Here is a 22,153-nt window from a genome sequence, read left to right on the forward strand (position 1 = left end):
GACGAGTGAGTGAGGTGACCATCAGCGGGGGCTGGCGGGAGGGAGACCCCACCGGGCGGCGGAAGTTCTTCACCGCCCGGTGGGGTCTGCTCACCGAGTCCGGGGCGGCGTTCCCGGAGTACACCCTCGCCTATGAGACCTGGGGAACGCTGAATCCCGAGCGGGACAACGCGATCCTGATCGAGCACGCGCTCACCGGGGACAGTCACGTCGCCGGTGCGCAGGGCCCTGGGCACCCCTCGCCGGGCTGGTGGAACGGCCTTGTCGGGGAGGGAAAGGCCATCGATACCCGGCGGTACTTCGTGGTGGCACCGAACGTGCTCGGTGGCTGCCAGGGCTCCACCGGCCCGGCCACCCCGCGCCCGGACGGCTGGCCATGGGGCGGCCGGTTTCCCGCGCTGACGGTGCGCGATCAGGTCGCCGCCGAGCTCGAACTCACCGAACACCTCGGCGTCACCCGCTGGGCGGCTGTGATCGGCGGTTCCATGGGCGGGATGCGCGCACTGGAATGGGCCGTGATGTACCCGGACCGGGTCGCCAAACTCATCCCGCTGGCCACGGTCGCGGCCGCCTCGGCGGACCAGATCGCCTGGAGCAGCACCCAGATCCGGACGATAGAAGGGGATCCGCGCTGGAACGGCGGGGACTATTACCACATCGAGCAGGGGCCGACGGAGGGACTCGGCGCCGCGCGGCGCATGGCGCAGTTGAGCTATCGCAGCGCGCTGGAGTTCGACGATCGGTTCGGCCGCTCGTTCCAGGACGGAGAAAACCCTTACAACGGCGGAAGATTCGCGATCGAGTCCTATTTGGACCATCACGCGGGCAAGCTCATGCACCGTTTCGACGCGGGCAGCTACGTCGTGCTCAGCCGCAGCATGAACGGACACGACATCGGCCGCGCGCGCGGTGGCCTGGAGCGCGCGCTCGGCTCGATCAGCGCGGAAACCCTGGCCGTCGGGGTCAGCTCGGACCGGCTCTATCCGCTCGAGCAGCAGCGCCGGATCGCGGAAACGGTGCCGAAAGCGCGTCCGCTGCTGGTGCTCGATTCACCGCACGGGCACGACGGTTTCCTGATCGAGACCGAACAACTCGCCCAACCGCTCGCCGAATTTCTGAGCGGCTGAGCAAGAGGTCATTTCACAAAGACACCACCTGCTGCGCGGGGCCAGCGCAGCGCAGGCACGGCGCGCATTGTCGTCAATCACCGCAGAAACCCACTGCGGCCCAATCCTCCGCCGCGCGGCTCACCCACTGCCTCGGGCGCGGGTGTCCCGCTGGGACACAGTCCCGCTCGCGACGGCGGCCATGATGAAACGACCTCTACCACCTGAACCTCACGAAGCGCGCGTACCCAGGGTGAGAACCCTTCCCTGTTCGGCGTTGTTGCCACACACTGGCAACTGCAAGAGCGTGCTGTTCTGAGGAGGTTCGGGTGACGGACACGCTGCGGCTGGGCCGGGAAGGCAAGCTCGCGATGCTCGGGATGACCGCGTTCATCCTGTTGTTGCACGTGCTCGGCTGGGGCTCGCTGGTGTTTCTGGTGGCACCGCAGCATTTCACGCTTGCGGGCAGCCAGGTGTTCGGTATCGGGCTCGGGGTCACCGCTTATCTGCTCGGGATGCGGCACGCGTTCGACGCGGATCACATCGCCGCGATCGACAACACCACGCGCAAACTCATGGCCGAGAAGAAACGCCCCGTTTCGGTGGGTTTCTGGTTCTCGCTCGGGCATTCCTCGGTGGTGTTCGGGCTGTGTGTGCTGCTCAGCTTCGGGATCAGGGCACTCGCCGGACAGGTGACGAACGAGGCATCGACCCTGCAGGCGGTGGCCGGGGTGATCGGCACCGTGGTCTCCGGGGTGTTCCTGATGCTGATCGGGCTGCTCAATCTGGTGGCACTGCGCCATATCGTGCGGGTGTTCCGCGGATTGCGCTCCGGGAACTACGACGAGCACGAACTGGAACAGCGGCTGGCTAGCCGCGGATTCATGAACCGACTGCTCGGCCCGGTCGCCCGTTCGATCCGCAAACCGTGGCAGATGTACCCGCTCGGACTGCTGTTCGGACTCGGTTTCGATACCGCGACCGAGATCAGCCTGCTGGTGCTCGCCGGTGGGGCAGCGGCGTTTTCCCTTCCGTGGTACGCGATTCTCACCCTCCCGCTGTTGTTCGCCGCGGGGATGAGCCTGCTGGACACCATCGACGGGTGTTTCATGAACTTCGCCTACGGCTGGGCGTTCGCGACCCCGGTGCGCAAGGTGTACTACAACATGACCGTCACCGCGCTCTCGGTCGCGGTGGCGCTGGTGGTCGGGCTGGTCGAACTGATCGGCCTGCTCGCCGAGAAACTGGATGTGAATTCCGGGCCGCTCGCCTGGATTGCGAATCTCGACCTGGATTACGTCGGTTTCGCCATCGTCGGGATTTTCGTGCTCACCTGGGCGATCGCGCTCGCGGTGTGGCGGATCGGGAAGGTCGAGCAGCGGATGGGCACCCCGAGTGGTTCAGTCGCCCGCAGCGAGTGACTCGATCGCGCCGAGGGCCATCGCGGTGAGCAGTTCGGCCATCCGTCCGCGGCCGAGCAGCCTGCTGTGCGGGGTGGAGTTGATCAGCCCGAACACCGCGTGCGCGGCCGCGCGGGCGGTGAGCTCACCGGTCTCCGGGATCGTGGCGCGGATCGCCTCGACCCACAGTTCCACGTAGCGGCGCTGCTGGGCGCGCACCCGCTTGCGGTCGGATTCGGTCAGGTGGGCCAGATTGCGCTCCTGGACCACGATCAGCGCGGGATTGTCGAGCGCGAAGTCCACGTGGAAGGCGATCAGTTCGCGCAACGGGTCCTCGGCCGCGCGCCGCTGCTGCCCGCCTGCCCAGAGCCGGTCGCTGATCGCGGTGAGCATTTCCGAGAGCATCGCGTCCTTGCTGCGGAAATGCCGATAGAGCGCGGGACCGGAAATGCCGACCGCCGCGCCGATGTCGTCGATACCGACACCGTGGTAGCCGTGTGTGGCGAACAGCCCGGCCGCGGCGTCGAGGATCTGCTCGCGCCGCGCCGGTCTCGCCGTGTCCTCCGCCAGCGTCACACGAACTCCTTTCTCCACAGTCAGGTTAGCTGCTGTTAACAACGCGCGGTAGCCGTTGTGCCGGGTTCTGCGTCCATTCGGTGCATTTTGTGGCGACGATCTCGCTTCCGGGGTCCGCGAGTGCTACAAGTTCTGTGACCGCCCACAGCTGTCCACAGCACAGAACAAGGGGGCTCTCATGCGGAAACTGCTCGGTCTCGCCGGGGCATGCGCGCTCGGAATCGGACTGCTCGGCGCGATGCCGGCGAATGCGACGCAGGCCACGAACTATGTCGCGCTCGGCGACTCGTACTCGGCCGGGGTCGGTTCCGGGGACTACGACCCTGCTTCGGGGAACTGCAAGCGCAGCGCGAACGCCTACCCGAAGTTGTGGGCGGCGGCGAACAAACCGGCCTCGTTCAGCTTCGCCGCCTGCCTCGGCGCCAAGACCGGGGATGTGGTTTCCGGACAGCTTTCCGCGCTCAGTTCGGCGACGAGCCTGGTCTCGATCAACATCGGCGGCAACGACGCGGGGTTCACCCCGACCCTGACCTCCTGCATCAGCGGTGGTGACGCGGGCTGCAAGACGGCGACCGACAAGGCGATCGACTACGTGCACACGACACTGCCCGGTCAGCTCGACACCACGTACCAGAAGATCAAGGCGGCAGCGCCGAACGCCAAGCTGGTCGTGCTCGGCTATCCGGAGCTGTACAAGATCGGCGGTTCCTGCTCGGCCGGTCTCTCGGACACCTCGCGCGGTTATATCGACAACGCCGCCGATGAGCTCGACACGCAGCTGGCTGCGCGCGCCAAGGCCGCCGGGGCCACCTTCGTGGATGTGCGCTCGGCCTTCTCCGCGCACCGGATCTGCACCGCCGATCCGTGGCTGCACAGCACCACCTGGCCGGTCGACGAGTCCTATCACCCGAACCCGAAGGGGCAGTCCGAGGGCTATCTGCCCGCGTTCAGTGCGGCGGGCAAGGCGGCCGCCGCGGTCTAGGACACGTGCACTGGACGCGCCTGTTAGTAAGCGTTAACCTCTAGGCAGGGTTAACGGCGACTAACGAGGAGCAAGATGGACGCGCCCGTGCTGCAGAGCAAGGCCGATCCGGCATCGGCGGCGTTCACGAGTAATGCCGAGGCGCATGCCGCGCTGCGCACCGAGCTCGAAGACCGGCTGGCGACAGCACGGTTCGGGGGTTCGGCCAAGTCACGCGAGCGGCATGTGGCGCGCGGGAAATTGCTGCCCCGCGACCGGGTCGACGCGCTGGTCGATCCCGGCTCCCCGTTCCTCGAGCTGTCCACGCTCGCGGCCGACGGCATGTACTCCGATGAGGCGCCCGCCGCGGGGATCATCACCGGGATCGGCAGGGTGCACGGCCGGGAATGCGTGATCGTGGCCAACGATGCCACGGTCAAGGGCGGAACGTACTACCCGATGACGGTGAAAAAGCATCTGCGCGCCCAGGAAGTGGCGCTGCACAACAACCTGCCGTGTATCTATCTGGTCGACTCGGGCGGTGCCTTTCTGCCGCGCCAGGACGAGGTGTTCCCGGACCGGGAACATTTCGGGCGGATCTTCTACAACCAGGCGACCATGTCCGCGCACCGCATCCCGCAGATCGCCGCGGTGCTCGGATCCTGCACGGCAGGTGGCGCCTATGTGCCCGCGATGAGCGACGAGGCGGTGATCGTGCGCGAGCAGGGCACGATCTTCCTCGGCGGCCCGCCCCTGGTGAAGGCGGCGACCGGGGAAGTGGTCACCGCGGAGGAACTGGGCGGCGGCGAGCTGCACTCGGGTACCTCCGGGGTGACCGATCACCTCGCCGAGGACGACGCGCACGCGCTGCAGCTGGTGCGCCGGATCGTGTCCACACTCGGTCCGCGGGTGGCCCCGCCCTGGGAGCGCGCCGAGCCGGAACCGCCCGTCTACCCGGCCGATGAGCTCTACGGTGTGGTGCCGGCGGATTCGCGCACTCCCTACGATGTGCGCGAGGTGATCGCCAGGATCGTGGATGGTTCCCGGTTCGCGGAGTTCAAGCAGAACTACGGCACCACCCTGGTGACCGGTTTCGCGCGGATCCACGGCCATCCGGTGGGGATCGTGGCGAACAACGGAGTGCTGTTCTCCGAGTCCGCGATGAAGGGCGCGCATTTCATCGAACTGTGCGATCAGCGCAGGATTCCCCTGGTTTTCCTGCAGAACATCACCGGGTTCATGGTGGGGAAGCAGTACGAATCGGGCGGGATCGCCAAGCACGGCGCGAAAATGGTCACCGCGGTCGCCTGCGCGCGGGTGCCGAAGTTCACCGTGATCATCGGCGGTTCCTTCGGTGCGGGGAACTACTCCATGTGCGGGCGCGCCTATTCACCGAGGTTCCTGTGGATGTGGCCGAACGCGCGGATCTCGGTCATGGGCGGGGAGCAGGCGGCATCGGTGCTCGCCACGGTGCGCCGGGAACAGCTCGGCGATGACTGGAGCGCGGAGGCGGAAGAGGAATTCAAGGACCCGATCCGTGAGCAGTACGAGGCGCAGGGAAATCCCTACTACTCCACCGCGCGGATCTGGGACGACGGGGTCATCGATCCCGCCGACACCCGCATGGTGCTCGGACTGGGGCTCGCCTCGGCGGCCAATGCCGAGCTCGAACCCATTTCCAACGGCGTCTTCCGGATGTGAGCGATGTTCGAAACGGTACTGATCGCCAACCGCGGTGAGATCGCGGTCCGGATCGCGAAGACCCTGCGGCGCATGGGAATTCGCTCGGTCGCGGTGTACTCCGATGCGGACGCGGACGCGCGGCACGTGCGCGCGGCGGACAGCGCGGTGCGCATCGGGCCCGCCGAGGCCGCGCGGAGCTATCTGTCCATTCCGGGCATTCTCGAAGCCGCCCGTGCGAGTGGCGCGCAGGCGATCCACCCCGGGTACGGATTCCTCAGCGAGAACACCGAATTCGCCGCTACCTGCGCGCGCGAGGGGATCGTGTTCATCGGCCCGCCGTCGAGTGCGATCGAGGCGATGGGCGACAAGATCCGTGCCAAGCAGACGGTGACCGCGGCCGGTGTTCCCGTCGTGCCCGGGCGGACCGAATCGGGAATGAGCGACGCGGAGCTGATCGAGGCGGCCGCGGAGGTCGGATTTCCGGTGCTGCTCAAGCCATCCGCGGGTGGTGGGGGCAAGGGCATGCGCCAGGTCACCGAGGCCGGGGAACTGCCCGAGGCGATCGCCTCCGCGCGCCGGGAGGCGGCCGCCGCATTCGGGGACGACACGCTGCTGATCGAGCGGTTCGTGCGCAATCCGCGGCACATCGAGATCCAGGTGCTCGCCGATTCCCTCGGCAACACGATCCACCTCGGTGAGCGGGAATGCTCGCTGCAGCGCCGCCACCAGAAGATCGTGGAGGAGTGCCCCTCGGTGCTGCTCGACGCGGCCACGCGGGAACGGATGGGCGCCGCCGCGGTCGATGCGGCCGCCGCGGTGGGCTATGTCGGCGCGGGCACGGTGGAGTTCATCGTGTCCGGGGACCGGCCGGAGGAGTTCTTCTTCATGGAGATGAACACCCGCCTGCAGGTCGAGCATCCGGTCACCGAACTGGTCACCGGGGTGGACCTGGTGGAACAGCAACTGCGCGCCGCGGCCGGGCTTCCGCTCTCGGTGACCGAACCGGTCTTCGACGGGCATGCCGTCGAGGTGCGGGTGTACGCGGAAACCGTGTCGGAACTGGGTTTCCTGCCTTCCGGGGGAACCGTGCACGCGCTCGCCGAACCCGCGCAGGTAAGGGTGGACTCCGGGATCGAGCGCGGGGACAGCGTCACCAGCCACTACGACCCGATGCTCGCCAAGTACATCGCGCACGCCCCGAGTCGGGACGAGGCGATCGGGAAACTGCGCACCGCGCTCGGTGAGACCGTGCTGCTCGGGGTGCCCAACAACATCGCCTTTCTGCGCGCCCTGCTCGCCGACCCGCAGGTGCGCGCCGGTGAACTCGACACCGGACTGGTGGAGCGGAATCTCGAGCGTTACCTGGAAACCGAGCCGCCGGAGCACGTGCTCGTCGCCGCGGCCATGGAACGCGCACTGTGGCAGGAGGCGAACGCGGGCACCGATCCATGGGCGACGCCCGGTGGCTGGCGGATCGGGGAACACGCCTGGACCCGTTGGCAGCTCGCGGTTCCCGGCGGGGAACCACTCGCGATCGCGCTGCGCGGGCGCGCCGGACGGGCCGAGGTCGCGATCGGGGAGGCCGAACCGGTCACCGCGAGCGCGCGCCGGGCCGAGGGTGCGCTGGTCGTGGAATTCGCCGGGGTGCGCCGGGTCTACGCCGAGGCGCGCACCGGGGATTCACTGTGGCTCGCCCACGAGGGCGCGTGCTGGCAGCTCACCGAGATCGAGCGGCTCGCGGCGAACCGAAAAGAGGCCGGGGCGCGTGGTGGACCGGTGGTCTCCCCGATGCCCGGCACCGTACTGCTCGTCAAGGCCGCGCTCGGGGAAACGGTGCGCGCCGGTGCGCCCATTGCGGTCGTGGAGGCGATGAAGATGGAGCACACCATCACGTCCGGGGTGCACGGAGTGGTGACCGAATTGCCTGCCGAGGTCGGGAAATCCGTGGCACTCGGCGAAGTTCTCGCGGTAATCGAGGTGAGTTGAATGATCGACTTCGAACTTGGTGAAGAGCACGAGGCGCTGCGCAAGACCGTCGAGGAGTTCGCGCAGGCCGAGGTGGCCCCGGTGATCGGGGACTTCTACGAACGCGACGAGTTCCCGTACGAGATCGTCGGGAAAATGGGCCGGATGGGTCTGTTCGGACTCCCGGTGAGCGAGGAATACGGTGGCATGGGCGGGGATTACTTCGCGCTGTGCCTCGCGCTCGAGGAGCTCGCCCGGGTGGACTCCTCGGTGGCGGTCACCGTGGAAGCCGGGGTCTCGCTCGGGATCATGCCGCTCTACCGGTACGGCACCGAGGAGCAGAAACGCCGCTGGCTGCCCGAACTGACCGCGGGAACGAAACTCGGCGCGTTCGGGCTCACCGAACCGGACGGCGGCTCCGATGCCGGGGCCACCCGCACCACCGCCGTGCTGGACAACGGGGAATGGGTGCTCAACGGGTCCAAGGCGTTCATCACCAACTCCGGAACCGATATCACCGCACTGGTCACCGCGACCGCGGTCACCGGGAAAAAACCCGATGGTGGCAAGGAAATCTCCACCATCCTGGTGCCGAGCGGGACCCCGGGGCTCACTGTCGAGAAGAAGTACTCGAAGGTCGGCTGGAACGCCTCGGACACCCACCCGCTTTCCTTCGACGACTGCCGGGTCCCCGCCGAGAACCTGCTCGGTGAACGCGGCCGCGGATATGCCCAGTTCCTGTCCATTCTGGACGAGGGCCGGATCGCGATCGCCGCGCTCTCCACCGGTCTCGCGCAGGGCTGCGTGGACGAAAGCCTGCGCTATGTGCGCGAACGCAGTACCTTCGGCAAGACCATCGGTGGGTATCAGGCGATCCAGTTCAAGCTCGCCGATATGGAACTGCGCACGCACAACGCGCGGCTGGCCTACTACGCCGCGGCCGGGAAGATGTTGCGCGGCAAGCCGTTCAAGAAGGAGGCGGCGATCGCCAAGCTCACCGCCTCCAACGCCGCCATGGACAATGCCCGGGATGCCACCCAGATCTTCGGCGGTTACGGCTTCATGAACGAGTTCCCGGTCGGCCGGTTCTACCGGGACGCGAAGATCCTGGAGATCGGCGAGGGAACCTCCGAGGTGCAGCGGATGCTCATCGCGCGGGAGCTCGGCCTGCACTGAGCCGGGCGGTGCCCACCCCGAGCAGGGCGATGATCGTGAACCCGGCGAACAGACAGCGGGCCGCGGTGGTCAGCTCCGGACCGCCGATGTCGACCAGCAGTACGGCGATCGCGGCACCGGTCGCGGTGGCCATCGTGAGCACCGTCGCGACCGCTGCCGCCGCCTGTTGTGCCTCGGCCGGACTCTCCGCGAGCGACATGGCCCGCGCGGTCAGGTGCGGCATCGCGATGCCGATCCCGGCGCCCGCCACCAGAAGCGCGACCAGCCAGGCCAGGACGAGCACGGCCGAGGCGTTCGGGGCGAACAGCAGCGTCAGCGCAGCCAGTCCGACCGTCAGCACCGCCGGACCGGCCAGGATCAGCACGGAGACCGCACGCCCCCGTGCGGAGGCGCTGCCGATCTGGGTGAGCGCCCAGCCGAGCGACAGCGCGGCGCCGTAGAATCCGGCGGCCACCGGCGGCAGCTGCCCCAGCCGTTGCCCGAACAGCGGCAGGAACGTCTCGACCGCCACCGCCGAGGCCAGCACCGCGATCGTCAGGTACACCCACCGCATGGCCGAGCCACGCCGGTAGGTGGACACCGGAAGCACGCGGACCGTATGCCTGCTCTCCACCAGGACGAAGCCGATCAGCAGGACCGCGGCCGCGAACACGAGTGCGAGCCGGACCGTCCAGGACTCGGTCAGACCGGCCACGCTCAGTGCGCCGGTCGCCGCCACCACGGATACCAGTGACCACACCGGTATCCGGAGTTCACCTTGCGCCGGAACCCCGTCCGGATGGAGCACCCGCACGGCGATACCCCCGAGCAGCACCGCGCAGATCGCCAGCGCGGCGAACGCCCAGCGCCAGGCACCGGCCTGGGCCATGGCGCCACCGACCGCGGGTCCGACGAAGTTCCCCACCCCGAACATCGCCGAGATCACCGCGGTACCGCGGGACCACAGCGCGGACGGCAGACTCGCCTGGATCAACGCGAATCCCAGCCCGCTGAGCAGACCGGCGCCGAGACCCTGCAGCCCGCGACCGGCCAGCATGAGCGGCATCGCCGGGGCCAGCGCGCACACCACCGAGCCCGCCGCGAACACCCCGAATCCCGTGGCATAGGCCGGCCGGGCACCGATCCGGCGCAGCACCGTGGCCGTCAGCATCGCCGCGATGACCTGACCGGCCAGGAAAACCGTCATGTTCCAGGCGTAAAGCTCCCCGCCGCCGATCTGCTCCACCGCGGTGGGCAGCAGGCTCGCCGCCAGATAGATGCTCACCGCACCGACGAACACCCCGCCGGCCAACACGACCACCGTGGCGCCGTACGACCGCAGCTCCCGCCACGTCCCGGCATTCTCATCGGTTATCACTGTTCTCCTCGACTCTCGGCAATACGTTCGCTGAGCACATTGCCGGAGCGCGGGACCGCGGTGCGGAAGTCGACACGCGATGATTCGGCTCACAGTTTCGCCGGAGCGGCTCAGGTGCTCGCGGTGAACCGCCAGAACGGCCGCACGGCAACGGCGGCGAGCAACACCAGGATCAGGCACAGTACCGCGCCGCCGGACCAGGCGAAGGTCAGACCGGTGGCCGAGGCCATCGCTCCGGCGCGCAGATCGCCGAGGCGCGGGCCACCGGCGACCACGACGGTGAACACCCCCTGGAGGCGGCCGCGCATGCGGTCCGGTGCGAAGGTCTGCAGGATGGTCTGCCGGTAGACCGAACTGACCAGATCGGCCGCGCCCGCACAGCACAACAGCAGGACGGCGATCCACAGCTGGTGCACCATCCCGGCGATCGCGATGGCCGCCGCCCAGGCGAGGACCGCGAGGGTGAGCGCGCGGCCCTGGCGGCGGATCCTGCCGAGCCAGCCACTGAACACGCCGACCACGATGGCACCGATGGCGATCGCGGAGTACAGCAGCCCGGCGCCACCGTGGAACCGGACGGCGGCGGCCTCCGGGAACAGGGCGGTGGGCATCGCCAGCACCATCGCGGCGATGTCCACCGCGAAGGACATCCACAGCACCGGGTAGCGGCCGATGAAGCGCAGCCCCTCCCACACCATCCGCATTCCCGCGCGCCGTTCGCCGGTACCGGTCGCGGGGATCGTGGGCAGCCGGATCGCCGCGTAGAGCAGCGCGGTGAACAGCACGGCATCGGTTCCATAGGCCAGCGCGAACCCGTGCGGAAGTCCGGTGAGCGCCCCGGCGATCAGCGGTCCGGCGATCTGGCCGATATTGCCCGCGGTGAAGTTCAGCGTGTTCGCGGCCGGGACCAGCTCCGTGGGAACGATTCGAGGAATGATCGCGCCGCGCGCCGCGGAGGAGATGGCGAAACCGGCGGACTGGACGGCGAGCAGCCCGAACAGCAGCTCGACGGAGCCGATCCCGAGTAGTGCCTGAGCCAGCAGTCCGACCGTCACCACCCAGATCACGGCCGAGGCCCACAGGTGCAGCATCCGCCGGTCGACCCGGTCGGCGATCGCCCCGCCGTACAGACCGAAGAACACCAGCGGGACGAAGCCGGCGAGCCCGGTGAGGCCGACGTACAGCGAGGAGCCGGAAAGGTGGTACACCTGCATCGGCACGGCGACCTCGGTGACCTGGGTGCCGAGAAAGGACAACGCCTGACCGGAGAGCAGTCGCCGGTAGGCCCGGATGCGCAGCGGCCGGGTGTCGAGAGCGGCGCCACGCAACCGCCCGAGCAGGCGAGTTTTCGGGGACGAGTCACGCTCGGGGACGCGGGCGGGGGAGGCCATCCGGTCACCCTTCCATCCGAAAGCAAGGCAAGGCTTTCCTTATCTCGCCGACTTCTTTCGGAAAACCGCCAATCGGCTGGTTGGTCCCGATCGACCGCTCTGCCGCGTCCCGCCGTCCGGCTAGACTGGGGGCCGATGTCGGAAAACGGACAGGCGTCGCTGGTCACCACCGCGCATCGGCATGTCGCGGGCGAGGTGATCGAGCGCCACGCGCATCCGTTCCATCAGCTGATCTACGTCAGCAGCGGTGTCCTCGCGGTGCGGACGGACGCGACCGCGTGGGTGGCTTCGCGAAGCCGCGCGATGTGGGTTCCGGCGCAAACCCCGCACCAGCACCGAGTCCACGGTTCCAGTCTCGTGTACACGATCGGCTTCGCATCGGCCGATGCGCCGTTGCCGACCGCGGCACCGGCCATCGTCTCGGTCGGCCCGTTGCTACGGGAACTGCTCATCGCGGGCAGCGCGCCCGAACTTCCGGAGGACGAACGGGAACGGATCCGGGCGGTCCTGTGTGACCGGCTGCGGCACTCCGCGCTGCAGCCCTTGCTGCTGCCCGTCCCCTGCGACCGGCGCCTCGCGCGGGCCTGCGAGCTGGTGACCGAGGATCTGGCCCGGCCGCGCGGGATCGCCTGGCTCGCCCGGCGAAGCGGGGTCAGCGAACGCACCCTCACCCGGTTGTTCCGCACCGAATTCGGGCTGACCTACCCTCAGTGGCGAACCAGCGTCCGGATCTTCCACGCGATGATCGGCCTCGCCGAGGGAGCCACGGTCACCGAGGCCGGGCAACGCTGTGGCTGGGCGACCACCAGTGCGTTCGTGGATGTCTTCACGCGCACGCTCGGCCAGACACCGGGCAAATACCGCAGTGCGGTCACCGGGGAACGCGGCTGAGCGCCCATCCGGGCCCGCCGGAACCGGATGGGTGCTCCTGCTCAGGTGAACGAGGGGCGCAGCGGCATGCGCGAGTGTTCCCCGTCCAGCTTCACGCCGAGGATCTGGTGCAGCTGGATCATGTTGCGGTCGAAGCCCATCCGGGAGGCGGCCATGTAGAGCCGCCACACCCGCGCGGTCGCGATGCCGACCTCGTGCACGGCGGCCCGCCAGTTCTCCTCGAGGTTGGCGCACCAGTCGCGCAGGGTCAGCGCGTAGTGCTCGCGCAGGTTCTCGGAGTGCCGGATCTCGAAGCCCGCCGCGTTCATGGTGGAGGCGAGCCAGCCGGGCCCTTCGAGTTCGCCGTCCGGGAAGACGTACCCGTTGATGAACGGCCCGGTCTCGGCGGCCATGGAGTCGTCGGGGCGGGTGATGCAGTGATTCAGCATCCGCCCGCCGGGCACGAGTTTGGCGTACAGGGACCGGAAGTAGCCGGGGATCTCGGCCATCCCGATGTGTTCGGTGAGCCCGATCGAGGAGATGGCGTCGAACTCGGTCTCCGGGATGTCGCGGTAGTCCGAGTGCCGGATCTCGGCGAGATGGTCGAGCCCGGCCTCCTTGATGGCGCGCTGGCCCCATTCGGCCTGCTGCTTGGACAGGGTGACCCCGATGGCGCGCACGCCGTACTCGCGCGCCGCGTGCAGCACCATGCCGCCCCAGCCACAGCCGACATCGAGCAGCCGCATGCCCTCGCGCAGCCCGACTTTCTTCGCGACCAGGTCGTGCTTGTTGAACTGGGCCTGTTCGAGGCTGTCGTGCTCGGCGCCGTAGACCGCGCAGGTGTAGGCCATGGAGGGGCCGAGCACGTAGCGGTAGAAGGTGTTCGAGACGTCGTAGTGGTGGTGGATGGCGTTCGCGTCCCGGTTTTTCGAATGCCGTCGCCCACGCACAGTGGACTCCTGCGGCGGCGGCTGCACCGGCCACCAGAACCGGGCAGCGGCCAGCTTGGCGAACACCTTGAGCCGCAGCTCCCGCGGAATATCGGCCATGCTCAGCTTCGGCATCAGGGAAAGGCCGGTGTGCATGTCCCCGACCACGTCGATGGTGCCCGCCACGTACGCACGGGCCACGCCGAGCTGGCCGGGTGCCGAGGCGAAGTAGGACAGCGCGAGCGGAGAGTTGATCTCCAGTCGCACCGGCGCGTTCCGGTCTCCGGTGCTACTTCCGTCATAGGCGCGCACTTCGACGGGAAAATCCGAGCCGGTGATACGCGAGAAAACATCAGCGATCCGCATTGCGTACTATCCTCCGAGAACACATTTCGTGTACAGATCTTTGGCCCTTGACTGAGGGTCGTACTTCTTCTTCGCCTTTTCGTAGGCGGCACCGTTGTAGAGTTTCCAGAATTCCTCTTCGGTGTAGAAAGATTCCGAGTAGAGCGATTTGTGCCCGCCGAGCTCGGTGACCTTGTGTTCGATCAGCCGGTTGAAATGCCCCTCCTGCTCCCACCCGGTGAGTGGGACGGTCGCCCAGAACCCCACATTGACGTACAGCTTGTCCGCTTCCATCGGGTACAGCGGCCAGGTGCGTTCCCCGCGCAGTTTCAGCGGGCACAACCAGACCGGGGAAATGCCGATCTCGGTGTGGAAGAAATCGAGGAACTCGGCCAGTCGCTCGACCGGGATCTCCACATCCTGGATCACCGGCTCGCGCTGTGGTTTGCCGACCAGTTTCGCGCCCTTGGAACTGAACCCGTATTTGCGATCGAGCGCGACGGCTTTCCGGTAGACATCCGAGCGCCGTTTCGCGCGCGGCCAGAACCGGCGCACCAGTGGGTGCTGCGCGCCGAGTGCCCGGGAGCACCAGAACCAGTCCACATCCCAGCGCCACAGGTAGTCGCGCACCGTCAGGTTGTCCACCGGGCGCTCGCGCAGCGATTTGTAGTACACCCGCTGGCCCGCGTAGTCGCTGGTGCCACCGGGTGCCTCGGATACGAAGCTGCCCAGGGTCAGGTAGCACTCCTCGCGGCTGAACACGGTGCCGTCGATGAAGTCCACCCCGATCCCGCGCCAGCTCCGTTCGGCGCAGATCTGCTCGATCGCGGTCACCGCCTCGCTCGCCGAACCGAATCGCTCGTGGCGCAGCCGGACATACGGGGAAACCGGCTGCAGCTCGATGCGCAATCGCAATGCGTAACCGAGTGTTCCGTAGGAATTCGGGAAGGTGGTGAACAAATCGGGGTTCTGCTCGGCGGAAGCGGTGACGATTTCGCCGTTCGTGCAGAGAATGTCCATTTCCAGTACGGATTCGTGCGGCAAACCGTGCTGGAAGGATGTCGATTCGATACCGAGTCCCGCCACCGCCCCGCCGAGGGTGATCGTTTTCAGTTGCGGCACCACGAGTGGCATCAGCCCGTACTGCAGGGTCGCGTCGACCAGGTGCTCGTAGGTGGTCATCCCGCCGACCTCCGCGGTCCTCGTGACCGGGTCGACGCCGAATACCTGGTCGAACGCGGCGACATCCAGGCGCGGTCCGCCGCTGTCCCGGAACCGGAACAGGTTCGATGTGGCTTTGCCCAACCGGACGGGGGTACCCGGGGGAAAGGCGGTGTACTGGGCACGCAGATCGCGTACGGCGGAGGAGTAGTCTGGCAGGCGGCCGGAGTCGGACATGAGGTCGATGTTAACTGCGTGATCACGCTCACGGCTTGATCCCCGCGATTAGGGCGAACCGCAGCAACGTCGGCCGCCCCGATGCGTCACCAATAACAGGGGAGTGAGGGCGAAGGGATTGAATCGGTCGATGACGAAGAACCGACGGCGGAATCGTGCGCGGCTCGGTATGGTCGCGCTCGCTGGTGCGGGCACACTGCTGCTCGCCGCATGCAGTGGTGGTTCGGGCAGCGGTGGCAGCGGTGGCGGTGGCGACGATACGCAGGACGCCACGATCGCGATCACGCCGGCGGCCAGTGCGCAGCTGAGTCCGAACGCGCCGATCAACGTGAAGGTCGCGAACGGCAAACTCACGAATATCGCCGTGACCAATGACAAAGGCAAAGCGGTCAAAGGGGAATTTTCTCCGGACAAGACCTCGTGGCACACCACGGAAGACCTCGGCTACGGGGCGACGTACAACGTGGACGCGAAGGCGAACGGGGACGGTAAGAACACCGACAAGAAATCGACCGTGCACACGATCGATCCGAAGACGACCGCCTATCCCGCGCTGATCCCGCCGCCCGGTTCGAACAACAGCATCGGCGTCGGGCTCCCGCTCGTCGTGCAGTTCGACCACAAGATCACCGACAAGGCCGCGGCCGAGAAGGCGCTGCAGGTCACCTCCACACCCAATCAGGAGGGCGCCTGGCACTGGATCGACGACAAGCAGGTCGACTACCGGCCCAAGGAGTTCTGGAAGCCGGGCACCAAGATCCACCTGCATGTCGGCATCTACGGGGTGAACCTCGGTGACGGGGTGTACGGCAAGGCCGACCGCGACCTCGACCTGACGGTGCACGACTCGTGGATCGCCAAGGCGGACGCGAACGGCGAGAAGATGGCCATCGAGCACAATGGCCAGACGGTCAAGACGATGCCGGTCTCGATGGGTAAGGACGCCACGCCCACGCACAGCGGGGCGCATGTGGTCTCCTCGAAGTCGCGCTCGTACCAGATGAATTCCTGCAGCTACGGCGTCTGCGGTGGGCCGGGCAGCTACAACACGACCGAGTACTACGCGGAGCGGATCTCCAACGACGGCGAGTTCGTGCACGAGAACCCGGACTCGGTGGGTTCCCAGGGCAGTTCGAACGTCTCACACGGTTGTATCAACCTGAACCAGTCGAACGCCTCCTGGTTCTTCGATCACTTCGGAGTGGGCGATGTCGTCGAGGTCGCCAATGGTGGCAAGCAGCTGCCGGTGTACGACCTCTACGGGGACTGGTCACTGCCCTGGGACCAGTGGCTCAAGGGCAGCGCGCTGCACAAGAACTGAGCAACCCGAACCGAGAACCGCCCCCGGCCGTGTGCCGGGGGCGGTTTTTCAGTGCTGCACCGAACGGCGCAGGAAGGCCCGGTTCCAGCCGGGCCGCGTTCGGTCGCTCGGGGTCCACATCGGCAGGTGCTCAGGACTGGTCTTCGGTCACGGAACCATACCGCCCGGCAACCGAGCGATATTTACATGCAGGATGGATTGCTTGTAGGTTCGTTCGCAGGTTCGAGGCGAGGAGGCCCGATGGCGAAGCAGCCGAGGAGTCTGAGCGGAAAAGTCGTCGTCATCACCGGCGGCGGGCGCGGAATCGGCGCCGCGACGGTGAGTGCCCTGGTCGCGCACGGTGCCAAGGTGGTCATCGGGGACATCGACCAGGCGAGCGCCGAGGAGACCGCGCAGCGCCTGGATAAGGAGCCGATCGCGCTGCAGGTCGACGTGACCGATCCGGAGGCGTTCACCGCGTTCCTGGACGAGGCGCAGCGCCGGGCCGGACCGATCGATGTGCTGATCAACAACGCGGGCATCATGCCGCTCGGCCCCGCGGACGAGGAACCGACCGGAACCGCGCGCAAACAGCTGGAGATCAACCTGTTCGCGGTCATCCACGGCACCAAGGAGGCGATGCGCCGGATGAAGGCGCGCCGCCGCGGCCACATCGTGAACATCGCCTCGATCGCGGGGGTCGGCGGGTTCCCCGGCGGGGCAACCTACTGCGCGACCAAGCACGGGGTCGTCGGCTTCTCCGATGCCGTGGCCAGGGAACTGCGCGGCACCGGGGTGGACATCGCGGTGGTGCTGCCGGGCATCGTGCGCACCGAACTGGCCAGTGGGCTCGGCGAGGCGAAGCTGGTGAAATCCGTGGCCCCCGAGGAAGTGGCCGCCGCGATCGTGCGGGTGCTGCAGTTCCCGCGGTTCGACGTTTTCGTCCCCGGATTCGCCGGTGCGCTGCTGAAGCTGCCGAGGGCGCTGCCGCGCGGGTTCACCGACTGGATGGCCCGCGCCCTCAAGGCCGATCAGCTGCTGGCCGGCGGTGCGCATTCGGCCGAGCGCACCGCCTACGAGCAGCGGGTCAGGGGTTGACCTCGCTGCCCCACTGCTCGGGTGGCGTGCCGTGTTTCCGGAAATGCTCGATGCCGACCCGGATGAACAGCGCCCGCGCGCGCAGGGCGAGCCTGCCGTCCGGGGCGTCCAGCCTGCCGAGCGCGCTGGTGTAGAGCTTGCGCCCGGCGGTCCCGTCCACCCGGGCGTCGATGAACAGCACGCTGCCGACCGGGACCGGGTGCAGGAAGTCGGTCTCCAGTTTCCCGGTGACCGCCGGGTAGCTGACCAGTCCGCACACCGCGCCGAGCGTTTCGTCGAACGCCGCGGTGAGCACCCCGCCGTGCGCGAGCCCCGGAGCGCCCTGATGGGCCTCGCTGACCTTGAATTCGGCGCGCACCGTTGCTCCCTCACCCGCGGTGGTGCGCAGGTGCAACCCGCCCGGTGTGCCGCTCCCGCAGCCGAAACAGTCCCGGTAGTGCTCGCCGAGCAGCTGCCCGGGCGCCGGTGCCTTCGGGCGTCGCGTGGCGGGTTCGACCTCGACGGGCGGCCACGATTTCCCAGTACTCACCCCGACGAGGTTAGGTCGGGTTCCCCGATTTGTCCGTACCACGTGGGCGGACTCGCAGTGCCGCCTCGTATTCCGGCCACAGCGCGAGCAACTGCGCCCTGCCCTCGGTGCTCAGGCCCCGTTCGCCGAGCCAGCCCTTGGCGCGCAGCGTCTCGTCCAGCGGGGTTTCCCGCCCGGCGCCCGCCGCGGTCAGCGCCTCGAACTCGGCGGGTGCGGCGTGGCCGAGGGAACCGAGCCGGGCAGCGAGCGCGGCCCGCACCGGTTCCGGGAACACCGCCTGTGCGCAACGCTGCGGCAGCGAGACGGCCAGCATCCGCTCGCGCAGCGCGGCAAGGGCCACCCCGGCGGCGACCCCCACGTTCAGCGATTCCACCTCGGTGGCCATCGGAATGCGCACCACGTGGTCCGCGCGCTCCAGCACGGCCTCGCTGACCCCCGCGGTCTCGTTGCCGAGCACCACGGCGAGCGGGCCACCGGAAAGCGGGGTGAGCGCGGGAACGGTGCGCCCGGCCGGTGCGGTCACCGCGATCTCGAAACCCAAGGTGTGCAAGGAATCCAGCGCGGTAGTGGGATCCGGGTAGCGGTGCAGGCCCGCCCGCAGCACCGCGGCGCGGGAGGCCTCCAGCGCCCGCCTGCTCGTCGGGTCGGTGCGCTCCTCGGTCAGCACGATATCGGTTGCGCCGAGCCCGCACGCGGTGCGCACGATGGTGCCGAGGTTGCCCGGATCGGCGATGTCCTCGGCGACGAGGGCGAGCTCGCCGAACTCTCCGGACCGCGCGCCCAGCTCGGCGACGGCGAGCGCGGTCACCGGTTTCTGGCTGCGCAGGGCCTGTTTGAGCACGCCGGGGGTGACCTCGTGCACCGGGCAGTCGGGTTCCCGGTCCAGTGCGCGCCCGGCGAGCAGCACGAATTCCAGCGCGGCACCCGCTTCGATGGCCTGTTCGACGAGCAGTTCGCCTTCGAGCACGCATTTGTTCGCCGCGCGCCGGGCCGTCGCGGTGCCCAGTTCCCGCACGGCGGCGATGCGGGGATCCTTCACCGAGCTGATGATCGCCATTCGTGCAAGGTAACCTCTCGCCGCGTGGGGCATTACTTCAGTCAGCGACCGGTTGCGCGGTCCCGTCCGGGCGTGGTCCCGGTGCGCGCGGGTGAGCTGGACTTCGAGCTCGGCACCGATGCCGGGGTGTTCGCCAAGGACCACCTCGACAAGGGCACCGCGGTGCTGCTGGACGAGATGCCCTGGCCGGACACCGATGGCACGGTGCTCGATCTCGGCTGCGGATACGGGCCCATCGCCTGCGCGCTCGCGCTGCACCGGCCCGGTTCGCGGGTGTACGGCATCGATACGAACGAGCGGGCACTCGAACTGACCAGGGCGAACGCCGAACGGCTCGGCGCCGCGAACCTGACCGCGTGTGCCCCGGACGAGATGCCCGATGCGCTGCGCTTCGACTACCTGTACTCGAACCCACCGGTGCGTATCGGCAAGGCCGCGCTGCACGAGCTACTGCTGCGCTGGCTTTCCCGGCTCACCGAGGACGGGCGCGCCTACTTGGTGGTGCAGCGCAACCTCGGTTCGGATTCGCTGGCCGCGTGGCTCGTCGCGCAGGGGTATCCGACCGGACGGCTCGCCTCGCACCGGGGGTTCCGCGTGCTCGAGGTGACCGCGCGAACCTCAGAACCGCAGCAGGGGTAGTTCGGCGGACAGATCCGCGCGGTGCCCGGAGGCCCGCACCGCGCCCTGTTCCATGGCTTCCGCCCAGCCCAGCAGGCCACAGACCAGCAGCAGCCAGCTGCGCGGATCGGTTTCCACGGTGTTCGGCGGGGTGCCGCGGGTGTGCCGGGGTCCCTCGATGCACTGCACCGCGGCGAACGGCGGCACCCGCACCTCGACGGTGTGCCCGGGAGCGAGCTGTTCGAGCAGCCGCAGACTGAGCCGGACCGCAGGCGCGAGGACCGTACGGGCGGGAGGCTCGGCCTCCCCGCGAAGCCACGGAAGGACCTCGCCGACCGCCGCACGGGCCTGCGCCGGGTCTACGCGTTTCCGGCTCAGTAGTCCTCACCGATGACCGGCGGGGCGACCTTGATCTCGTCGTCGCCGAACACGTTGTCCGCCGAGACCAGGAAGGAGTTCTGCTCGTGCACCTGGTCGCCGCCGCTGCCGCCGAAGCCGCCCGCGCCACCGGCCCCACCGGCACCGCCCGCACCCGCGGGTGGCATCCCGGCCGGGTTCTGCATGTCCGAGCCGTAGGAGCCATAGGAACCGTAGCCGCCCGGCTGCTGGTGCTGCACCGGAGCGCCGCCGGAGGCTCCGCCGCCGTGCTGCTGGTTGCTCGCCTGCACGGTCGCCCCGGTGTGCCCGCCCGCGCTCGGCTTGTCCTGGCCGAGCGGGTCGAAGCCCTCCGAATTGGGTGAGTTCCCGCTGAGACCGCGGTTGGCGAGGTAGGGATTACCGCCCTTGGTGGTGTCCCCACCGCTCATGCCCGCGCCGCCCGCGCCCATGCCCGGGGACATCGGGGCACCGGCCGGGGTGTTGTTCTGCGGGGCCGAGGACGGGGTGGTGTTCGCCGCGGACGCGTTGGTCGCCCCGGTCGTGGCACCCGGCCGGGAACCGGAGGAACGCTCCTCGTCCTTGCCGCCGCGACCGCCGAAGGCCGCACCGGTGAACCCGCCGGGGGCGAGTTTCGGGGCGAGCTGGCCACCGAGCGCGCCGAGTGCCGCGCTCGCGCCCAGCGTTCCCGCGGCGCTCTCGTTGTAGCTGGCCGCGGCCGGGGCTGCCGGGGCCGAGCTCGGCAGGTGCGGTTGCGGTGCACCAGAACCGGACATTCCGGTCGGCGTGGAGCCGTAGCCCGCGGTCTCGGTGTTGAACCGCGGCGTCTGGTCCTGGCCGCCGGTCTGCTGGAAATTCGCCCTGTTGTGGCCGCCGGAGAACGTGGCGCCACCGGAGATGAGCTGGTTACCGACCTCGAGCACGATGTTCGGCGGGTTGTAGAAGTTCGCCATGGTTCCCGCGTTGTGCTCGCTGGCCGCTTGGTACTCGTTCATCACCTGCACGGCGCGCTCCGAGGCGTCCCCTGCCGCGCGCTCGACCTTCTCCAGATCCTTGCCGTGCAGCGCGATCGCGGCCGCCGGGTTGACCGGCTTGCCCTGCCCGGGAGGCACGGCGCCCTCGGCGGGCCAGGACATGGCGCCACCGTCGGTCTTGGGCACCGGCTCGGGCATCTTGGCGCGCGCGGTCGAGACGTGGTCGGCCTGGTCCTGCGCGGTCTGGCGCATGACATCGGCCGAGGCCTGCGCGGCGTCCGCCCACTGCCGCAGCGGGGTCATGCCCTTGTGCGCGGTCTCTCCCGCGCTGCCCTCCCAGTTGGCACCGATCTTGTTGAGCGAGTCGTTGAGCCGGCCGCTGATGTCCACCAGCGAACGCTTGAGGCCCTCCCAGTACTCCAGCTGCGGGGTGGCCGCGCGGGCGCCCTCGCCGCTGTTGATCCAGTTGTACAGCGTCTCGTGGTTCTGTCCGCGCCAGCGCATGTCCGTCATTACTGGCCACCCCCTTCGCGTGCGTGCTTGTGCCACATCGCCGCGTTGTCGTCCTCGGAATTGCGGTAAGTGCGCTCGGTGCGCTGCAGCCCTTCGACCACATTGCTGAGCTGGCGCGCGTAGTTGAGCAGCACGTTCTCCGCGTTGAACTCCTCGGTGCCGCCCTTGGTGCGGTTGTTGACCGCGTGCGCGGTCTCGGCGCTCACCGGGTCCCCCGCCCAGGGCTGCTGGTGGGCGGACTGGATGCGGCGCAATTGCTGCTGCACGCCATCGAGCGCCTCACTGAATGCCTGCTTGGCCGCCCCGATCGAAGCCGGATCGACGTGCAGCCGCTGCGACCCACCCGGCTGCCCGGTGTTCCCACCTGGTGTAGACACTGCGCCTCCCTGCTCGCGTATCGATGCGACGATCGTAGCTGCGACGTATGACGCGGTGGTCCGGTTCCCGGAGATACGATCGCCCCACTTGAGCCACTTCACCATACAAAATCACGCGCAGCCACACAGCGGAGCCGTCGAAAAATCTCCGCGCG

Annotated in this window: 20 protein-coding genes; 10 read left to right on the forward strand and 10 right to left on the reverse strand. The window is 68.4% G+C overall.

What is annotated here, in order from left to right:
* Positions 1 to 5 precede the first annotated feature (5 nt).
* Together metX and nicT are read left to right on the forward strand one after the other, a co-directional pair.
* The gene (metX, locus tag A37U_RS0126700) at positions 6 to 1,127 is read left to right on the forward strand and encodes a homoserine O-acetyltransferase MetX (protein WP_020499737.1); all 1,122 of its coding nucleotides are present in this window, start codon (positions 6 to 8) and stop codon (positions 1,125 to 1,127) included.
* A 308-nt stretch (positions 1,128 to 1,435) separates the two neighbouring features.
* The gene (nicT, locus tag A37U_RS45415; RefSeq protein WP_020499738.1) at positions 1,436 to 2,527 is read left to right on the forward strand and encodes a Nickel transporter NicT; all 1,092 of its coding nucleotides are present in this window, start codon (positions 1,436 to 1,438) and stop codon (positions 2,525 to 2,527) included.
* Here nicT and A37U_RS0126710 read toward each other — a convergent pair.
* Positions 2,507 to 3,082, reverse strand: a complete 576-nt coding sequence (locus A37U_RS0126710) for an SACE_7040 family transcriptional regulator (protein ID WP_020499739.1) — start codon at positions 3,080 to 3,082, stop codon at positions 2,507 to 2,509. The genes nicT and A37U_RS0126710 overlap by 21 nt on opposite strands.
* 178 nt (positions 3,083 to 3,260) lie before the next feature.
* Between A37U_RS0126710 and A37U_RS0126715 the strand changes: the two genes are divergently transcribed.
* From A37U_RS0126715 to A37U_RS0126730, 4 genes are all read left to right on the forward strand, one after another.
* Complete coding sequence (locus A37U_RS0126715; protein ID WP_020499740.1) at positions 3,261 to 4,064, forward strand: SGNH/GDSL hydrolase family protein; 804 nt, start codon at positions 3,261 to 3,263, stop codon at positions 4,062 to 4,064.
* Between the two features lie 75 nt (positions 4,065 to 4,139).
* A complete protein-coding gene (locus A37U_RS0126720) occupies positions 4,140 to 5,744 on the forward strand; it encodes a carboxyl transferase domain-containing protein (protein WP_020499741.1) in 1,605 nt (534 codons plus the stop codon).
* A 3-nt stretch (positions 5,745 to 5,747) separates the two neighbouring features.
* Entirely contained in the window at positions 5,748 to 7,712 is a 1,965-nt protein-coding gene (locus A37U_RS0126725; protein ID WP_020499742.1) for an ATP-binding protein, read from the forward strand.
* Positions 7,713 to 8,867 carry an acyl-CoA dehydrogenase family protein gene (locus tag A37U_RS0126730; protein WP_020499743.1) on the forward strand — a complete coding sequence of 385 codons (1,155 nt, stop codon included), beginning with the start codon at positions 7,713 to 7,715 and terminating at the stop codon, positions 8,865 to 8,867.
* Here the strand turns inward: A37U_RS0126730 and A37U_RS0126735 are convergent.
* Both A37U_RS0126735 and A37U_RS0126740 read right to left on the reverse strand, forming a co-directional pair.
* Positions 8,839 to 10,224: an MFS transporter gene (locus tag A37U_RS0126735; RefSeq protein ID WP_020499744.1), complete on the reverse strand. Its 1,386-nt coding sequence runs from the start codon at positions 10,222 to 10,224 to the stop codon at positions 8,839 to 8,841. The genes A37U_RS0126730 and A37U_RS0126735 overlap by 29 nt on opposite strands.
* Positions 10,225 to 10,334: 110 nt before the next feature.
* Positions 10,335 to 11,615, reverse strand: coding sequence for an MFS transporter (locus A37U_RS0126740; protein ID WP_020499745.1), 1,281 nt, complete (start codon positions 11,613 to 11,615; stop codon positions 10,335 to 10,337).
* A 135-nt stretch (positions 11,616 to 11,750) separates the two neighbouring features.
* Here A37U_RS0126740 and A37U_RS0126745 point away from each other — a divergent pair, with 135 nt between their 5' ends.
* Positions 11,751 to 12,506 carry an AraC family transcriptional regulator gene (locus A37U_RS0126745; protein WP_020499746.1) on the forward strand — a complete coding sequence of 252 codons (756 nt, stop codon included), beginning with the start codon at positions 11,751 to 11,753 and terminating at the stop codon, positions 12,504 to 12,506.
* Positions 12,507 to 12,547: 41 nt separating this feature from the next.
* Here A37U_RS0126745 and A37U_RS0126750 read toward each other — a convergent pair whose 3' ends face one another.
* Both A37U_RS0126750 and A37U_RS0126755 read right to left on the reverse strand, forming a co-directional pair.
* Entirely contained in the window at positions 12,548 to 13,780 is a 1,233-nt protein-coding gene (locus tag A37U_RS0126750) for an SAM-dependent methyltransferase (RefSeq protein WP_020499747.1), read from the reverse strand.
* A gap of 6 nt (positions 13,781 to 13,786) precedes the next feature.
* The gene (locus A37U_RS0126755; RefSeq protein ID WP_020499748.1) at positions 13,787 to 15,157 is read right to left on the reverse strand and encodes an FAD-binding oxidoreductase; all 1,371 of its coding nucleotides are present in this window, start codon (positions 15,155 to 15,157) and stop codon (positions 13,787 to 13,789) included.
* Between the two features lie 130 nt (positions 15,158 to 15,287).
* On the opposite strand from A37U_RS0126755, the gene A37U_RS0126760 reads away from it, so the two are divergent.
* Positions 15,288 to 16,478 (forward strand): L,D-transpeptidase, encoded by a 1,191-nt coding sequence (locus A37U_RS0126760; protein WP_240437675.1) that lies wholly within the window; start codon positions 15,288 to 15,290, stop codon positions 16,476 to 16,478.
* Positions 16,479 to 16,718: 240 nt separating this feature from the next.
* On the forward strand, positions 16,719 to 17,555 hold the full coding sequence (locus A37U_RS0126765; RefSeq protein ID WP_020499750.1) for an SDR family oxidoreductase: 837 nt from the start codon (positions 16,719 to 16,721) through the stop codon (positions 17,553 to 17,555).
* On the opposite strand, the gene A37U_RS0126770 is transcribed toward A37U_RS0126765, so the two are convergent.
* On the reverse strand, positions 17,545 to 18,084 hold the full coding sequence (locus A37U_RS0126770) for a PaaI family thioesterase (RefSeq protein WP_020499751.1): 540 nt from the start codon (positions 18,082 to 18,084) through the stop codon (positions 17,545 to 17,547). The genes A37U_RS0126765 and A37U_RS0126770 overlap by 11 nt on opposite strands.
* 10 nt (positions 18,085 to 18,094) lie before the next feature.
* Entirely contained in the window at positions 18,095 to 19,141 is a 1,047-nt protein-coding gene (locus tag A37U_RS48595; RefSeq protein ID WP_020499752.1) for a TrmH family RNA methyltransferase, read from the reverse strand.
* Between the two features lie 24 nt (positions 19,142 to 19,165).
* Here A37U_RS48595 and A37U_RS0126780 point away from each other — a divergent pair, with 24 nt between their 5' ends.
* Complete coding sequence (locus A37U_RS0126780) at positions 19,166 to 19,780, forward strand: class I SAM-dependent methyltransferase (protein WP_026197636.1); 615 nt, start codon at positions 19,166 to 19,168, stop codon at positions 19,778 to 19,780.
* Here A37U_RS0126780 and A37U_RS0126785 read toward each other — a convergent pair.
* Genes A37U_RS0126785 through A37U_RS0126800 form a run of 3 tightly spaced genes read right to left on the reverse strand, consistent with a single transcriptional unit; the run spans position 19,760 to position 21,998 of the window.
* Positions 19,760 to 20,137 carry a sterol carrier family protein gene (locus tag A37U_RS0126785; protein WP_026197637.1) on the reverse strand — a complete coding sequence of 126 codons (378 nt, stop codon included), beginning with the start codon at positions 20,135 to 20,137 and terminating at the stop codon, positions 19,760 to 19,762. The two genes, A37U_RS0126780 and A37U_RS0126785, sit on opposite strands and share 21 nt — an antisense overlap.
* The gene (locus tag A37U_RS51910) at positions 20,134 to 21,621 is read right to left on the reverse strand and encodes a PPE domain-containing protein (protein ID WP_020499756.1); all 1,488 of its coding nucleotides are present in this window, start codon (positions 21,619 to 21,621) and stop codon (positions 20,134 to 20,136) included. Before A37U_RS51910 ends, A37U_RS0126785 begins: the two co-directional genes overlap by 4 nt.
* The gene (locus tag A37U_RS0126800; RefSeq protein ID WP_020499757.1) at positions 21,621 to 21,998 is read right to left on the reverse strand and encodes a hypothetical protein; all 378 of its coding nucleotides are present in this window, start codon (positions 21,996 to 21,998) and stop codon (positions 21,621 to 21,623) included. The genes A37U_RS51910 and A37U_RS0126800 overlap by 1 nt, the downstream gene beginning before the upstream one ends.
* Between the last annotated feature and the right edge of the window lie 155 nt (positions 21,999 to 22,153).

Origin of the sequence: Sciscionella marina DSM 45152 (assembly GCF_000379465.1) — a bacterium.
Lineage (GTDB): Bacteria > Actinomycetota > Actinomycetes > Mycobacteriales > Pseudonocardiaceae > Sciscionella > Sciscionella marina.

Bases quoted from the DNA above. Each gene is read 5' to 3' on its own strand.
- A37U_RS0126715 (WP_020499740.1), top strand. From the start codon at position 3,261: ATGCGGAAACTGCTCGGTCTCGCCGGGGCATGCGCGCTCGGAATCGGA.
- A37U_RS0126720 (WP_020499741.1), top strand. From the start codon at position 4,140: ATGGACGCGCCCGTGCTGCAGAGCAAGGCCGATCCGGCATCGGCGGCG.
- A37U_RS0126725 (WP_020499742.1), top strand. From the start codon at position 5,748: ATGTTCGAAACGGTACTGATCGCCAACCGCGGTGAGATCGCGGTCCGG.
- A37U_RS0126730 (WP_020499743.1), top strand. From the start codon at position 7,713: ATGATCGACTTCGAACTTGGTGAAGAGCACGAGGCGCTGCGCAAGACC.
- A37U_RS0126740 (WP_020499745.1), bottom strand. From the start codon at position 11,615: ATGGCCTCCCCCGCCCGCGTCCCCGAGCGTGACTCGTCCCCGAAAACT.
- A37U_RS0126745 (WP_020499746.1), top strand. From the start codon at position 11,751: ATGTCGGAAAACGGACAGGCGTCGCTGGTCACCACCGCGCATCGGCAT.
- A37U_RS0126750 (WP_020499747.1), bottom strand. From the start codon at position 13,780: ATGCGGATCGCTGATGTTTTCTCGCGTATCACCGGCTCGGATTTTCCC.
- A37U_RS0126755 (WP_020499748.1), bottom strand. From the start codon at position 15,157: ATGTCCGACTCCGGCCGCCTGCCAGACTACTCCTCCGCCGTACGCGAT.
- A37U_RS0126760 (WP_240437675.1), top strand. From the start codon at position 15,288: ATGACGAAGAACCGACGGCGGAATCGTGCGCGGCTCGGTATGGTCGCG.
- A37U_RS0126765 (WP_020499750.1), top strand. From the start codon at position 16,719: ATGGCGAAGCAGCCGAGGAGTCTGAGCGGAAAAGTCGTCGTCATCACC.
- A37U_RS48595 (WP_020499752.1), bottom strand. From the start codon at position 19,141: ATGGCGATCATCAGCTCGGTGAAGGATCCCCGCATCGCCGCCGTGCGG.
- A37U_RS51910 (WP_020499756.1), bottom strand. From the start codon at position 21,621: ATGACGGACATGCGCTGGCGCGGACAGAACCACGAGACGCTGTACAAC.